Origin of the sequence: Hymenobacter metallilatus, from assembly GCF_003944705.1 — a bacterium.
GTDB classification, from domain to species: domain Bacteria; phylum Bacteroidota; class Bacteroidia; order Cytophagales; family Hymenobacteraceae; genus Hymenobacter; species Hymenobacter metallilatus.
Map to the genome: position 1 here is coordinate 134215 of NZ_RWIS01000006.1, position 15080 is coordinate 149294.

13 protein-coding genes are annotated in these 15080 nt (G+C 61.7%); 3 read left to right on the plus strand and 10 right to left on the minus strand.

The annotated features are described in order from the left end of the window. Window positions 1-73 precede the first annotated feature (73 nt). From EI290_RS10710 to EI290_RS10720, 3 genes are all read right to left on the minus strand, one after another. Window positions 74-487: an EamA family transporter gene (locus tag EI290_RS10710; protein ID WP_125429616.1), complete on the minus strand. Its 414-nt coding sequence runs from the start codon at window positions 485-487 to the stop codon at window positions 74-76. 424 nt (window positions 488-911) lie between these two features. Continuing rightward, a complete protein-coding gene (locus tag EI290_RS10715) occupies window positions 912-2699 on the minus strand; it encodes a sensor histidine kinase (RefSeq protein ID WP_185816943.1) in 1788 nt (595 codons plus the stop codon). Window positions 2700-2939: 240 nt separating this feature from the next. Beyond that, window positions 2940-4298, minus strand: a complete 1359-nt coding sequence (locus EI290_RS10720; protein ID WP_125429621.1) for a sigma-54-dependent transcriptional regulator — start codon at window positions 4296-4298, stop codon at window positions 2940-2942. Between the two features lie 132 nt (window positions 4299-4430). Between EI290_RS10720 and EI290_RS23020 the strand changes: the two genes are divergently transcribed. Beyond that, window positions 4431-4814, plus strand: coding sequence for a YbbC/YhhH family protein (locus EI290_RS23020; protein WP_185816944.1), 384 nt, complete (start codon window positions 4431-4433; stop codon window positions 4812-4814). Window positions 4815-4823: 9 nt separating this feature from the next. Here the strand turns inward: EI290_RS23020 and EI290_RS10730 are convergent, their stop codons facing one another. The 5 genes from EI290_RS10730 to EI290_RS10755 form a co-directional block, all read right to left on the minus strand. Beyond that, the gene (locus EI290_RS10730) at window positions 4824-5654 is read right to left on the minus strand and encodes an ATP-binding cassette domain-containing protein (RefSeq protein WP_125429626.1); all 831 of its coding nucleotides are present in this window, start codon (window positions 5652-5654) and stop codon (window positions 4824-4826) included. Between the two features lie 185 nt (window positions 5655-5839). Further along, entirely contained in the window at window positions 5840-6616 is a 777-nt protein-coding gene (locus EI290_RS10735; protein WP_125429629.1) for an ABC transporter permease, read from the minus strand. A 190-nt stretch (window positions 6617-6806) separates the two neighbouring features. Beyond that, window positions 6807-8585 (minus strand): OmpA family protein, encoded by a 1779-nt coding sequence (locus EI290_RS10745; RefSeq protein WP_125429632.1) that lies wholly within the window; start codon window positions 8583-8585, stop codon window positions 6807-6809. 287 nt (window positions 8586-8872) lie between these two features. After that, window positions 8873-9862, minus strand: a complete 990-nt coding sequence (locus tag EI290_RS10750) for a hypothetical protein (RefSeq protein WP_125429635.1) — start codon at window positions 9860-9862, stop codon at window positions 8873-8875. A 152-nt stretch (window positions 9863-10014) separates the two neighbouring features. Continuing rightward, window positions 10015-10734, minus strand: a complete 720-nt coding sequence (locus tag EI290_RS10755) for a hypothetical protein (protein WP_148103633.1) — start codon at window positions 10732-10734, stop codon at window positions 10015-10017. Between the two features lie 210 nt (window positions 10735-10944). Between EI290_RS10755 and EI290_RS10760 the strand changes: the two genes are divergently transcribed. Beyond that, the gene (locus EI290_RS10760; RefSeq protein ID WP_125429641.1) at window positions 10945-11361 is read left to right on the plus strand and encodes a hypothetical protein; all 417 of its coding nucleotides are present in this window, start codon (window positions 10945-10947) and stop codon (window positions 11359-11361) included. Between the two features lie 2 nt (window positions 11362-11363). Here the strand turns inward: EI290_RS10760 and EI290_RS10765 are convergent, their stop codons facing one another. Further along, complete coding sequence (locus EI290_RS10765; protein ID WP_185816945.1) at window positions 11364-13424, minus strand: ATP-binding protein; 2061 nt, start codon at window positions 13422-13424, stop codon at window positions 11364-11366. Between the two features lie 225 nt (window positions 13425-13649). On the opposite strand from EI290_RS10765, the gene EI290_RS10770 reads away from it, so the two are divergent. Further along, window positions 13650-14543 (plus strand): DNA/RNA non-specific endonuclease, encoded by an 894-nt coding sequence (locus tag EI290_RS10770; protein WP_125429647.1) that lies wholly within the window; start codon window positions 13650-13652, stop codon window positions 14541-14543. 85 nt (window positions 14544-14628) lie between these two features. On the opposite strand, the gene EI290_RS10775 is transcribed toward EI290_RS10770, so the two are convergent. Continuing rightward, a complete protein-coding gene (locus tag EI290_RS10775) occupies window positions 14629-15024 on the minus strand; it encodes a hypothetical protein (protein WP_125429650.1) in 396 nt (131 codons plus the stop codon). Window positions 15025-15080 lie beyond the last annotated feature (56 nt).

Consider the following 15080-nt stretch of genomic DNA (forward strand, 5'->3'; position numbering starts at 1 on the left):
GATGCACTTTCCGCCGCAGGGTGAAGCGTACAAGGCCATGTAGTATACCGTTCGTGCCCTGGGCGCGGTGCCTTTACCGGATCAGCACCAGCGTACCGGCCAGAATCAGGCCGGCACCAATACCCGTTTGCCAGGTAAGCTTTTCGCCCAGGAACAGCACCGACAGGCCAATGGCCAGGGCCACGCTGAGCTTATCGACGGGTGCCACTTTGGAAACGGGGCCCAGCTGCAAGGCCCGAAAGTAAAATACCCACGACAGGCCGGTTGCCAGCCCCGACAGCCCCAGAAACAGCCAGTTCTGGCGGGTGAGCTGGTGCAACCCCGCCAGGCTTCCCTGGAAATACACAATACCCCAGGCCAGCACCAGCACAACTGCCGTGCGGATGGCGGTGGCCAGGCTGGAGTCGACACTGGTGATGCCTATTTTGGCCAGCACTGCCGTAAGCGCCGCAAACACGGCGGAAAGCAAAGCAAATATCCACCACATAACGCGCCACTGAAAACGTATAACCACCGGGAGAGGACCGCCCCTCTGCCCGGGTATCGTACGCAAAAATTGCCGATAGGGCGAATGTGGTAGGCCGGAGAGGCTGCGGCCTCCGGCGCCTGTGGGTTTTCCCAAACACCAAAACCGGGGTGTGCGCCCCGGTTTTGGTGTTTGGTTGCGGAAAAGGGGACGGTGTTGGCTTGGCTCAGCAGAGTTATGCCAGAGGGATGCACAAAGGTGCTATAATCCGGTGCCCGCCTCAAGCCCTCTTACGGCCTGTTTGTGACACGCCGGCCCCCTCTGTCCATATGGCCAACACGGTATTTTTTTTCCTGCCTGTGACTGATTCGGGTGCGCATCAGTGGATATCGACGGAAAAAGCAGGCGGATTGTGACATCCGGTCCGGGCTGCCTGCGTTGGGTATCAGCTGGCCGGGGCGGCCGGCAGCGTAAACCGGAAACTGCTGCCCCGGTCCACGGCACTCTCCACCCATAGCCGTCCTCCCTGGGCCTCAATGAACTCGCGGGAGATACTCAGCCCCAGCCCCGAGCCACCCTTATGGCCGCTGGCAATGCCCGGTACCTCCGAGAAACGCTGAAAAATCCGCTCGTGATATTCCGGAGCAATGCCGGGGCCACAGTCCTGCACCCCAATTTCAAGCTGTTCGTTCTGCCAGGCAGCGTGCACGCACAGGTCGGCCCCGCGTGGGGAGTAGCGGATGGCGTTGGCCAGCAGGTTGATGAGCACCCAGGTGGTTTTTTCCAGGTCGGCGCGGGCGGCTGGCAGATTGGCGGGCACGTCCAGGCGCAGCTGCAGCTCCCGGTCTTCGAGCTGAGGGCGCACCGTTTCAATGGCATACCGCACAATTTCGGCCAGCGGGATGGGCTGCACATCAAACTGAATTTCAGCTCCCGCATCCAGCCGTGACACCGCCAGCAGCTGGCCCACCATTCCCAGTAGGCGCTGGGTTTCGTCCCGGATACCGTCGGCTATGCGCTGGCGCTCCTCGGGCTCGGTTCGCTCATCTTGCAGCAGCATCAGGCTAAGCTTGATGCTGGCCAGCGGGGTTTTCAGCTCGTGGGAAATGGTAGCCAGGTAGTTCGACTTTACCTCATCCAGCTTCTTAAAGTCGGACACGTTGCGCAAACTCAGAATATGCCCGACAAACTCCGTGCGGCTGGTTTCCCGGTTGCGGCTGATGATGTGGTTGAGCGTGAGCTGGTAGTAAGCCGTTTCACCGTTCGGGCGGGTTATCGGGAGGGTAACCGGGGTGGGCGTGTCGCCGGCCCGCCCGGCCTCCTGGGCCAGCAGCGGCCTGAACAGCTCATGCAATAACTGCGACTCCCGGCTCAGCTCTTCCGCGCGGTGGCCTACCAGGTCGGCGGCCTCGCGGCCCAGTAGCTCGCGGGCGGCCGGGTTAGCCAGCAGTACCGTCCGGTCGGGGTCGAGCAGGAGCAGACCTTCATCCAGGTGCTCAATCAGACTTTCCAGCCGGCTACGCTCGGTAGCCAGGGCCGCCCGCGTAACGCTGCGCTGGTCCTGCATATAGCCGAAGGCCCGGTTCAGGGCCAGGGCCACGGCTCCCACTTCGTCGTTTTTGGCGATGGAAACCTGGGTGGCCGGTCCCGGACTGGCCACATCTTCCACATCGGCCCGCAGGCGGCGTAGGGGCCGCAGTACCACCCGCGGCAGCCGCACAACCAGCCCCAGGCCGACGGCAGTGCCCAGTAGCAGCAGCAGCAGCACCGTGCGGCGCTGCCGGGCGGCCTGCCGGGTCAGGCGCAGGGTTTGCTGGTTGAAGGACGCGGCATTGAGCTGCATCATACGGTGGGTTTCGGCCCGGAGTTGGTGCAGGCGGGCCAACTGCTGGGCTGCCGGAGCCCGGTCGTCTACCAGGCGCTGATAGTCGGCCAGGTGTTGAGTGAGGGTATCCACCAGCTCCAGCTCCCCGGTTTCGGTGATGTTGGCGGCCTCGCGGGTGAGGGCGCGGCGCAGCTGCTGCAGCGGCGGCTGAGCCCTGGGCTGCTCCTGCAGGGCCTCCAGAGCCCGCAGCATCTGCTCGCCGTACTCCACCGAGCGGAAGTTGGCCTGCTGTATACCGCGCGCTCTGCCCTCCAACCCCTGAATGGTGAAGAAGGTATATCCGCCTAGCCCCAGCAGCAGCGTCAGCATGGTCAGGATGCTCAGGCGAATTTTAAGTTTCAGGGACATGCGGCGGTGAGGTGGTGAAATTGTGAAATGGTGAGTTTGCCGTTCTGTCATCCTGAGCTTGCGAAGGACCTATTGCCAGTGGCACGGTGGTCGTTTAGCAGTTTTTAGCCCGCAGAGGACGCAGAAGGGTGCGCGGAGGGCGCAGAGTCGTTCGGGAGTTGGTTGGCGTGATAAGGTCCTTCACAAGCTCAGGATGACAGACAATTCCTAAACTCCCACCCGCTTACCCTCTCACCCTAATTAAAGCTCGTACTCCTGCACCTTGCGGTACAGCGTGGTGAGGCCGATGGCGAGGCGGCGGGCGGCTTCGGTTTTGTTGCCCTGTACCTGGTGCAGCACCTGGCGGATGTGGCGGGCTTCCACGGCGCGCAGGCTCTGGTCGGCGGGGTCGGCGTCGGGGCTGCCGGAGGCGGGCAGGGTGTGGAACTCGTCGGGGAGGTAGCCGGCGGAGAGGGGCTGGTCGGCGGGAGCGAGGATGGCGGCGCGCTCCAGCACGTTTTTCAGTTCGCGCACGTTGCCGGGCCACTCGTAGCGCTGCAGCAGCTCCACGCACTCGGGCTCCAGGCCCGGCAGGCGCTTGCGCAGCTGGGCCGCGAAATGCTGCAGAAAGTACTCCGCCAGTGCCGGTACATCCTGGGCACGCTCCTGCAGGCTGGGCACGTTGATGGTAAACACCGAGAGGCGGTAGTACAAATCGGGGCGGAAGTGGCCGGCGGCGGCTTCCTGCCGGAGGTTGCGGTTGGTGGCGGCCACGATGCGCACGTTCACGCTGGTGGGTCGGGTGTCGCCGAGCTTGGTGAACTGCCGCGTTTCCAGTACCCGCAGGAACTTGGCCTGCACGTTCAGCTCCAGCTCCCCGATTTCGTCCAGGAACAGGGTGCCGCCATTGGCTTCTTCCAGCAGGCCTTTCTTGTCGGCCAGCGCGCCCGTAAACGCGCCCTTCTTGTAGCCAAACAGCTCCGATTCCAGCAAGTCCTTCGGGAAAGCCGAGCAGTTCACGGCTACAAACGACTTGGCTTTCCGCTCACTGGCTTCGTGCAGGGCCTGGGCAAACAGCTCCTTGCCCGCGCCGGTGGGGCCTTCCAGCAGCACGGTGCTGTCGGTGGGCGCTACCTGGCGGGCCAGGTCCTGGGCGCGGCGCAGGGCCGGGGCCGCGCCTATCATACTCTCGAAGCTGTAGCGCTGGCCCATGCGCCGCTCCAGCTCGGCCACGCGGCGGCGCAGGCGGGACTTCTCGGCGGCGCGCTCCACCACTACCACCAGCTGCTGCTCGAAGTCGCCCTTGGTGAGGTAGTCGAAAGCGCCCTGCTTCATGGCCCGCACGCCGTCGGGAATGGTGCCAAAAGCGGTAAGCAGCACGATTTCTGCATCGGGGGCCTTGGCCTTGAGGCGTGGAATCAGGTCGACGCCGTGGGCATCGGGCAGCTTCACATCCGATACCACCACCAGCACCTCCTGGGCGTGGTGCTGCAACAGTTCCAGGCCGCGGCTGGCATCGGGGGCCTGCAGCACGGTGTAGCCTTCCAGCTCCAGCACCCGCGCCAAGAGCTGGCGCAGGCGGGCTTCGTCGTCAATCAGGAGCAGGGTACCGGTGGGCATGAACTCAATTAAAAATTAAAAATGAAGAATTGAACCTTCGGGTGCGAAAGTACCGGCTTGCTGGGAAATGATAGAATGAATTGTCAAGGCCCGGTATCTTGCGTCCATACAATTCATCCAGCTATTTCTCTCATGCCATTACGCTTAGGCTTTTATGGTTTCCTATTGCTGCTGACGCATAGCTTCAGCAGTTGTGCTCAGAAGCATAGCCGGTTGGGACGGGAAGTGGCTAAAGAGCAATTACAAGAGGCCTTGAAGCGAGAGGCAACCGTTGTAAGTTCCACCGTACCGCGGCCTTTACCAGACAGTGTCGCCGCGGTGCGAATTGCGGAGCCCATCTTGTTTCGGACGTATGGCAAGAAGAATATTGTAGATGAACGGCCTTATGAGGTATATCTGATTGATAAATATTGGGTAGTAATGGGCACACTACCAGAAGATACGGATGGTGGAGTATTCATAATAATTCTGGATTCCAAGGATAGTAGGGTAATAAAACTGACACACGGGAAATAACTGCGTGACTCACGCACTCTGTCGAATCTCCTCCTTCAGATGCTCCACGAACCGAACAAACTCCGGCTCGGCTTCCACGTTTTCGTGCCAGGCGAGGCCCATTTCGGCGAGGTTGTACTGGTGCTCGGGGCTGATGGTGGCGCCGGGCAGGAGCTGGCCGCTGGCGTCCCGCTCGTAGCCCAGTAGCCAGAGCCGGTCGCAGAGGGCGGTGGTGGTCTGGATGTCGTGGGAGACGATGACGACGGTGTTCAGCTCGTCCATAGTCGTCACTTCGAGGATGATTTTCTTCACCTCGTCCATCATGGCAATATCAAGGCCTGAAAACGGCTCATCGAGCAGGATGAGGTGGTCGGAGCAGAGGAGCTGCTGGGCAATGGCAGCGCGCTGGCGCTGGCCGCCGGAGAGGTGGGCCGGGTACTTGCGGCGGTGGGCCGTGAGCTGAAACCGCTCCAGGTAGCTGTCGGTCTGGCGGCGGGCTTCGGCGGCATCGGCGTACTTGCGGGCGGCGGCCAGCAGCAGGTTGTCGTGGAGGGTGCGGTGGTTGAACAGCGGGTACTGCTGTTGCACGAAGCCCACCGCGCCGGGCGCTACAGCCTCCTGCTCCTGGCCCACCAGCACTGTGCCTCGGCTGGGCGTCATCAGCCCCGCCATAATGCGGCACAGCACCGATTTGCCCAACCCCGAGCGGCCGTAGAACCCTACTACCTGGCCCTGCTCCATGCCCGGCCGGCACACATCCAGCACCTGCGCCGAAATGTCGCGCAGAATGATTTCCCCGTTGAATTCCATCGACACGCTGTCGAGGGTGAGGACGGGGAATTTGTAGAAATAGGGAGTCATTTCCGGAAGGGTGAACTTGTGAAAGGTGAAGTTGTGGGGTTGACGTTTTGTATACCCCTGGCCGCCATCTTCTGCCGGGTTGTAGAGACGCGACACTTCGCGTCTCGTCGTTGCTGACGTTGCTTATCCTGCCGAACCGAACGGCGCGGACGACGAGACGCGAAGTGTCGCGTCTCTACATCGTTCTAGCGCGCGGTGGCCAGTTCAGAATAAGGAAAGAACACGCGGCGCAGGAGGGTGAACAGGTAGTCCTGGGCGGCGCCGGCGGCCAGGATGACGAGCTGAATGGCCAACACGCCGTCGAGGTGGAGGTAGCGGTTTTGCTTGTAGAGCAGCAGCCCGATGCCGCCTTCCGACTGGTAGAGGGTTTCTACCAGCGTTATCATTGTCCAAATGATGGCGAAGTTCTGGCGCACTACTTCCAGCATCTCATCCAGCTTGCCCAGCACCACCACTTCCCAGAAGCTGCGCCACTCGCCCAGGCCCAGGGTGCGGGCGTGGTCCATTTCCTGCTGCGTGGTAGTCAGAATCACCGACGTCATGCCCGTAACCAGGTACACGGTGGTGGCGAAAATCAGGACCGAAAGCTTCACCTCGTGGCCGGAGCTGACCAGCAGGGCCATAAAAAACGTGAGGCCGGTGAGGGTGAGGTAGCGCATTTTGGAGGCCGCATAAGCCAGGGGCCGAAAGAAGGGCAGGGCGGTGAGGTAGGAAAGCAGCAGGGCCAGCACCGTAGCCACACCCAGGGCCTGCAGGGCCGTGGTCATGCTGGCCCACAGTTCCGGAATGAGGCCCTGTGTGGTAATCAGGTCGGCCAGCGCCCGGAGCACTTCCCCTAGCGAGGGGAAGATGCGCAGCGGCATCCAGAGCCACAGCAGCAGCAGAACCAGTACCTGCCCGCCCGCCATCAGCAGAAACGTCGTGCGCGGCGGCCGGGCGTTGGGGAGAAAGAGGGATTTCATGGGGGAGTAGTTGTCAGTTGTTCATTGTCAGTTGTTCATTGTCAGTTGTTCATTGTCAGTTGTTCGTTGTCAGTTGTTCGTTGTCAGTTGTTAGTGGCTGGTTGGGGTTTATTGTTCGTTGTCAACTGTTCGTCACCAATGGGAGGTAACGAACAGACTGACAACGGACAACGAGCAACTGGCAACCCATTTAGTTGCCCAGCACGATTTCCACGCGGCGGTTGCGGGCTTTGCCGTCGGGGGTGGCGTTGGAGGCTACCGGCTCCTGGGCGCCGTGGGCGTACACCTGCACCCGGCCTTCCGGGAAGGCGCTGGCACTGCGCTGCTCCAGCCAGTGCTCCACGGCCAGGGCGCGGTCCTCACTGAGCTGCTGGTTGCGCTGCGGGTCGCCGGCGTTGTCGGTGTGGCCGTGCACGGCCACTTTCAGGCGGCCGGCCACTACCAGGTCGTTGAACAGCTGCTGGAGCTGCCGCTCGGCGGCGGGCGTAAAGGAGCTCTGCCCGGTGTTGAACTCAATATTCCAGGCCCGGCGGCTCACGCTCCGGCGAATTTCATCATCGGCGGCAAACTGCTGCTGCTCGGCGGGGGCAATGGCCTTGCCGCGGTACTTGGCCTGCAGCTTACGCAGGGGCGCCAGGTCCAGCATTTGGTCCAGCGGCACGTAGGAAGGCAGCTCCTTGGGGTACAGCTGATGCTGCACGTCGCCGAAGGTTTTGTACACGGCGGCGTAGATGTTGGTGCCGCCTTCGTTGAGGCCGAACAAAGCCAGGTTGTCGGCGAAGTTGAAGGCCTTGGAGCCGCCCAGCTCCACTACTTCGCCGTTACGGTCGGCTTCGCTCACGCCCTTGTAGTAGCGCAGCCAGTAGGCGCCGGGCTTGTCCTTGTCGCCGTACACCTGGCTGGAAATATCGGCGGCGCGGCTCAGGGCCTCGGGGTGGCTTTTTACCTGGTCGCCGGCCACGGCAAAGGCCGTCATCAGGGCTTCCACTTCCTTGGGGTGGGCATCGTACCAGCGCCTGGTGGTCACCATGATGTTGGGCATCTGGTTGCTGTAATCCTTGGTGCTCACAATGTTCACCAGGCCGCCTTTCTGCCGGGCAATGTTTACGTCGCCGGGCGTCCAGGTGGCCACGGCGTCGGCCACCACATCCACTTTCACGCCGGTGTTGCGGCCCTTCACCACTTTCACGCGCTGCTCGGGCTTCCCGATGATGTACTTTTCGGCGGCCACCAGGAAGTCGGAAGCGGCCAGGAAGTTCACGGCCTCGGGGTCGTAAGTCGTCTCGTCGGGGTTGACTTTGAGGCCGTTGTCGGCGCACCACTTCAGGGCAATGTTCTGGTCTCCGTCGCGTAGGTAGCAGGCAATGGTTTTGCCCAGGGCCGCTTTGGGGTTATCCAGCCACTCTTTGGGGCCCATCAGCTTGTCTTCGCCGAAGCTCTTACCCACCGAGTACGGGATGATCTGAAGGCTGGTGCCCGCCTTTTCCAGCTGGGGCTGCACCGCCGAGAAGGCCGGCAGCCCGTCGCCCATGATGCTCACCAGCAGGCCGGGCGTGTCGGGGTTGGTTTGCAGGTCGAGGGCATTTTTCACCAGGTCAGCCTGCATTTTGGCCACGTCGTCCTGGCGCACAATCTGCATGTCTATGCCGTTGGCGGCCAGCGCCGAGCCTTCTGTGGTGCGGGCCCCGCCGTTGGCCAGCATCCCGGCCATTTGGGAGTTCCAGGCCATTACCTCCCACACAATGGGGCTGCCTTTGCCGGCCGGGGTTTGGGAAGGCAGCGGGGCCAGGGGCACGGCCACGTTGGTGCGGGAGCCGCCGCTGGCGGCCGGCAGCTCAATGGAGTTCAGTAGCACCGATTCGGTGGCTGCTTTCTGGAACAGCACCCCGCTCCCAACGAGCTTGTTGATGCCGAAGTACAGCAGCGCTACAATAAGGACGCCCAGTACGAATTTACCGCGGGTTGTCATGGTTGTTATTGGTTGTTGGTTGGTTGTTGTTTGTTGGCGTCAGGGCGTCACGCTGAACTTGCCGAAGCATCTCTAGCTCTAGTCGCCTCACCCCAACCCCTACGCCGCTTGATGCGCCGAATGAAAAAGGAGAGGGGCTCTAGCTGTAGTTTTCTAGCTTTTAGTGGTTGTTCTGGTGGGTTTACCACCCCGCCCTTCGGGCACCCCTCCTTGAAAAATGAGGGAAGTTTTTAGCTTTAGGCTGCGTTTTTTGTCCTTCATCCCATATCCCTAATCCTTTATCCAACTCAATCCAGCAAACTCCGGTAGGCGTCGTTGGTGGCGGAGCGGGTGTGGGCGGTGGTCGTAGGGGCGGGCTTCTCGTCGAGCAGGGCATTGAAGTCGCCCTTTTGGTACTTTTCCAGCAGGCGCTGGCCTTTCTCGCTCATCACCCCGTTCTGGATGTCCATTTCTTTCACGAACTCCTGGGAGTAGCGCATAGCCTGCTTGATCTGGCCGAGCTGCTGGGCCATGTCCTGGGCCACCCGGTCGGTGGCCAGGTCGAAGAAGTACTTCTTGTCCGGGTCGCCGCGCAGGATGTTCATGGCGGCGCGCATACCGGAGCTGGTGCGCTTCACTAGCTGGTACTCGTCTTTCAGCAGGTTTACTTTGAACTTGCTGCCGTCAATCTGGCGCAGGGCGGCTTTCAGGATCTGGCGCATCACCAGGCTCACGTTTTGGGTAGTGGTGAGCATGGGCTGGAGGCGCTGGTTATACTCCTGGAGCTGGGCGGCGCGGCTGGCGTACTGCTCGGCGGCATCCGGCTCGCGCTGGCGGGTGGCGGCGTCGGCCAGCTGCAGGTACTCACGCATCTGCTGGGTGTTGGCCTCCAGCTTACGCTTCACCAGCTCGTGGGCACCCTCCACGTGGCCCACTTCTTCCTCCATCTTGCGCGCCTCCTGCGAGGTGCTTTTGATGTAGTCCTCCATGATGCCGATGGGGTCGGTGTTGACGAAAATACCGGCGGCGGTGCGGAAAATGCGCTGGCCCGCGTACCACAGCCCGGCTTTCACCCGGGGGCTCGTGAGCACCAGCCAGGCGGCCAGCAGCACACCCAGCCCGATGCCCAGCTTCACGGTGTCAAACACCATGTCGACCAGGAAGGGCACGATGGTGGCCCAGCCGTACACGGCGGCTCCGGCCAGCCCGGCCAGGAAAATCCAGCCGGCTACCTTCTCGGGCTGCTGCCACTTGGGCAGCTCGCCGGTTTTAAAATCGGGAGTGGAAAGAGAGTTCATCAGTTAAATGGCGAAGTGGTGAAATGGTGAATAAGGGGAGGGCTGTGCTCCGGTCCGGCAAGCCATCGGGTCGGTTGCCGAAGGCGCGGCCTCGTAGTACCAGTGGCATCGCTCGGGCGTGGTCGTTCGGGCGGCAGCCGGCCCGCTGGCTCTTAGCCGCCGGACCGGAGCAGAAAGGCCTGTACGGCCTGCTGGTGAGCTTTCAGCTCGGCGGCGGCGGTGGCGTGGGCCAGCTCGTAGGAGGCCAGGGCGGCCGCCGCTTTCTGCTGCTGCTCCTGCAGCTGCTCCCGCACGGCCAGCAGGCGCTGCTGGGCTTCTTCCAGCTGCCGGGCTAGGTCGGCGAGGCCGGCCTGCAGCTGCTGCTCCTGCTGCTGCAGCTGCACCAGGGGGCTGGGCGGCACGTTTGGAATCCGGATTTCGCCCACCTTCTCGCGGTGCCGCTCCAGAATGCTGTTGCGGTCCGAGGTTAGCTTCAGCTCAAACTGCTCAGCTGAGCGGAGCAGGGCCGGCAAATCCAGGCTGGTGACGGCGGCAAAGGCGTTGAAGGCTGTCTGGTACAGAACCGGGCCGCTCAGGCCGCTGGCCTGCAGGCTGCTTACCAGTTTGGTGAAGGCCATAAAGTCCTTGCCGTCGCCGGCCAGCAGCTGCCGGATGTGGTCGAGGTGGCGCTGCTCGGGCTGGGCAGGCAGGGGCGGAACCACCTGGAAAGCAGCCGGGCCGCTGGTGCTGGTAGCCGGGGCGGGCTGGCCGGGCAAGGGGCGGGGGGCCGCTACGGAAGGACCTTCAGCGGAGGTTTCCTCAATAAAAAAATCCTTGGCGGCTTTGGCAATGTTATCGAAGAGGGGCATGGTCGTGTGGTAGAGTAGGGACATGGTACCCCACAGCCAACTCCAATGCCTGTTTTACATCAAAGGGTTTTTGCTTTAATAAGTAGTTGATAAACAGATAATTGAAAAATTATATGCTGTTTTTAGGCCCGAGGCAGAGAAAATAACCCTTTCAAAACGGCAGGGTGGGTTATCGGAATGATAGGGAGGCGCAAACAAAAAAGGGTACTTGATGGTACTTTGCGGCCACATTGTATGCGTCCGGAACTCTCTACACTGTACTTTGAAAACCAAGCCGCCCGGATTCTCGAAGACCCGGCCGGCTTTCTGCGGGTTATCTGGAGCGCTCAGGAGCGGGATCCGCTCACGTTCAGGGCCGTTTTCAATCACATGGCTCAGGCTCTGCAGCGCCGGGGCTGGTCCAGGATATTGGTCGATCAGCGGCACATGCGTGCCTTTAGTACCACCGAGCAGCAGTGGATTGTGCGGGAGTGGCTACCCCGGGCCGTGCTGGAAGCCGGCTACCGCTATGGGGGCGTGCTGGTGTCGGAGGACGTATTCACGCGCCTGGCTACTGCCTACGTGACTACCTCCGTGCAGAATCTGCCCTTGGTGTACCGGACGTTTTCGCATGAGGCCAGTGCCAACGCCTGGCTGCTGCAGCAGCACTAAACCTAGGAAGCCGCAGCCGTGGGGCTGGTAGGCAGACTAATAGTGTATTCTGTACCACTAGCCGCCAAGCTGGTGGCTGCCAGCGTGCCCCCGTGGGCTCTGGTAATGATATCATGACTGAGGGCCAGGCTCAGGCTGGTATCTGAGCCACCCGTGAACCGCTGGAACAGCGTCGTCAGGTTGTCCGGGGTCAACCCCCGGCCATTATCCCGCACCCGGATCTGCAGGGTGGCCCCCGTGTGCTGCGTACGCAGCTCTATCTGGGGCACGTACTCCTCCTCGGCATCGGTGAGGCGCTGCTGCACGGCCAGCAGGGCAGCGCTGAACACCCCTACCAAAGCCCGGCCAATATCCTGGCGAACCACCTCCACCCGGGTCAGGGCGGGGTCGAGGCGCAGGAGCAAAGCCACGTTGAAATGCCGGTTTTTGGCGCGTAGGTCGTGGTAGGTGAGCCGCAGGTATTCCTCCGCCAGCTGATTAAGGTCGGTTGACTGGCGGGGGCCGTTGCCATCCTGGGAGTACTCCAGCATTCCGCGCACAATAGACTCGGCCCGCTGCCCATGCACCATAATCTTGGCGTGGTTCTGCCCTAGATTCTGCAGCATCTCATCCACCAGTTCCTGCTCGTGCTCTGGCAAGGGGAGCCGGCTCAGTTCCTGGCGGACATCTTCGCACAGCTCCACGCTGATAGCGGCAAACTTGCGCACACAGTTCACGGGCGTCTGAATTTCGTGGGCCACACCGGCCATCAGCTCCCCCAGTGAGGCCATTTTTTCGCGCAGGACCAGTTGACTTTGGGCTATTTTCAGCTCCTGCAGGGTGCGGGCCAGGTCGTCGCGCTGGGCCGTTAGCTCCCGGGTCTGCTGGCCTAGCTGCTGGTGCAACTGGCTTAGCTGCTGGTGGGCCCGGCGTTGCTGCCGGTTGCTGCGTCCCAGCAAAATGGAAACCAGCAGTAAACCGGCCACCCCGGTCAGTAACCCGCCCAGACGTAGGCGCTCATACAGCTGCGTCCGTTCGGTTTCCAATTCCTGCAGCCGTTGCTGTTCGGCAAATCCGATGGCATCCAGCTGTTTGATGCGGCGCGGGTTATAAAGGCTATCCTGGGCCGTAAGCATGGCCCGCATGTACTTGAGGGTGCTATCGGGCTGTTGCCGGGCCTCGAAGGCTCTGGTGAGCAGGGTACTAGTACGCACCACTCCCACCACGAAGGGCAGAGCAGTAGCCAGGTTCAGGGCTTTGCGGGCGTAGTGCACGCTGGAGTCGGGTTGGCCGAGGGTATGATACAGCTCCGCCATGTACTGGTAGGCCCGGCTGGCACTACGCAGGTCGTTTTCCGGGAAGGCTGCCTTGGCGCTGCGCCGGTAAAACAGTAAAGCCGCTTCCGGATGGCCCTGCGCGTGCTGCAGCAACCCCAGCTCCCGCAGCACATAGGGTGCCGGATTGCCCCAGCTGCTCCGGTGTACCATCCGGGACTGGGCCGTAAACTGCCAGGCCTGGTTTAAAAAGAAGGCCGCTGAATCGTACTGGTGCAGGCCCTCGTAGCTGGCTCCCAGGTTGGCAACCACGCTGATTAACTGGGAGGTGTCGCGGGTGCGGGCCTGCTGGTATAGCCGAAGCGCCCGGAAAAAATACTGCAGCGCCGGGCGGTAGTCATCCAAGGCTACATACAGCAGCCCGGTCTGATTAAGTGTACGGGCGGTTCCTTCCGCATCGTGGCTTTGCTGGTTGAGCCGTAGAGCCTGCAGATCAACCCGCAGGGCCTGGGGCAGATTGCCCCGCTCTCCTAACAGCAGCGCCAGGCGGGACAGGCAACGACCTTCTCCCTTAGGGTAGCTCACCTGGCGCGCCAGCTCCAGCCCCTGCCGGGCATACCACTGCACCGAGTCGAAGCGGGAATAGCGGTAAGAGGCAGCCAGATCCGCTAATATCAATACCCGGGCCGTATCGTTGGGCGCTTGCGCCAGAGCCCTCTGCAGGGGCCGGGTTTGCGGACTCTGGGCCATAAGCGGGAGGGGCAGCACCAGCAAAATGGCCAGCAGCCCGCGCAGCAGGCATGGTATCATTGGAACAGGCATAGGTGAGGCGTCAGCGGCCAGGAAACCAGCCACCGATAGGGAGTAAGCAGGAGCAGCGGGGCAACTAAAACCGGAAGCTAATGTATTTTTTTGGAATATAATTGGGTTTTGGAGTTATGCACTTCCCGGAGGCCTCACTTGCCGGCTCCCTAACCCGCCAGCCTATAGCCGGGCAGCGGGCAGTACTAGCCGGCTGTGGGTTACTTTTGTAGTATGTTCTATCTACCTTTCTGTCACCGGCGCGGGAGCCGCGCCCTGGTGCTGGCGGCGGCCTGCTGGGTTTCTGCCTGCTCCACCTCCCCCGACCCTGCACCAGTGGCACCGCCTGCCTCCCAGCCACCCACGCCGCAATTACCCGAGCATCTTACCTTAGGTAACCCCAGTGGGGCAGTAGCTGCCGAGAGCCAGCCCACCAATTTCCTGCTGCTCAAGCCCCAATATGCACTCAGCTACCACCGTGACCGGGGTATTCCCAACTGGGTAAGCTGGCACCTGACCATCGGCAACCGGGGCAGCGCCTCCCGGCAGGATGATTTCCGGGCCGATGCTACGCTGCCGGCCGGTTGGTATCAGGTGCAGGCTACCAGCTACTCAGGCTCCGGCTTCGATAGGGGCCATTACTGCCCCTCCGCCGACCGTACTGCTACCGTGGCTGATAACTCGGCTACCTTTCTGATGACCAATATGATGCCCCAGGCTCCGCGCAACAACCAGCAAACCTGGGCCAACCTGGAGGATTTCTCCCGGGCCCAGCTAAGCAATGGGGCCAATGAGGTATATATTATCTGCGGAAGCTACGGAAAAGGCGGCACCGGCTCCAATGGTTACAAAACCACTCTGGACCAGGGCCGCGTGACCGTGCCCGCGCGGATCTGGAAAGTGGTTGTGATTCTGCCAACCGGCGACAACGACGCCGCCCGCGTGAGTGCTGCTACCCGCGTTATTGCCGTTGATACGCCTAATGACAATACTATCAACACCAACTGGGGCCAGTACCGCACCAGCGTAGATGCCATTGAAGCTGCCACCGGCTACGACCTGCTTTCCGCCCTGGCTCCCGCCGTGCAGCAAGTCGTGGAAAGCCGCGTTGACGAAGGCTCTTTGTAAGCACACCGAAACGACAACTTCAAACCGGAGTGGGAAGGGCTGAAGATCCTACCTGCTGGTACGGCTCCAAGCCCTTCCGCTCCGGTTAAGAAAGCCGCAACCAGGCAGCAGCAGCAGCTTCCTCGCCGAAAAGACGGTAGCGGAGGGCACCGTGGGCCTGCTCCTGAACCTGGTGGAGGGAGTGGCGGGTATCGGCATTGTGCGCTACTACCACGGCAACAGTCACGGGGCCGGCCACGAACTGTCGGGCCTGCCAAAAATCCAGGGCCAGGGCCTGCTCATCTTCCGTGAGGGGCGAAAGGAGCCGCTGGTCGCTCAGGATTTTGCTCCAGCCCCGTTGTTGCAGCAAGCGTCCGGTTTGCTGCAACACTTCCTCCACATCGGCCAACGAGCGTTTGCGGGGCAGATACCGCAACAGCACGTACCCGTCGGGGTGCTCCAGAATACACGCCATGGCATTTTCATAGGTAGCACCGGACATGACTACTTGAATAGGGCGTGCTGAGTGAATAAACCGGACTATTCTGTTACCTGAAG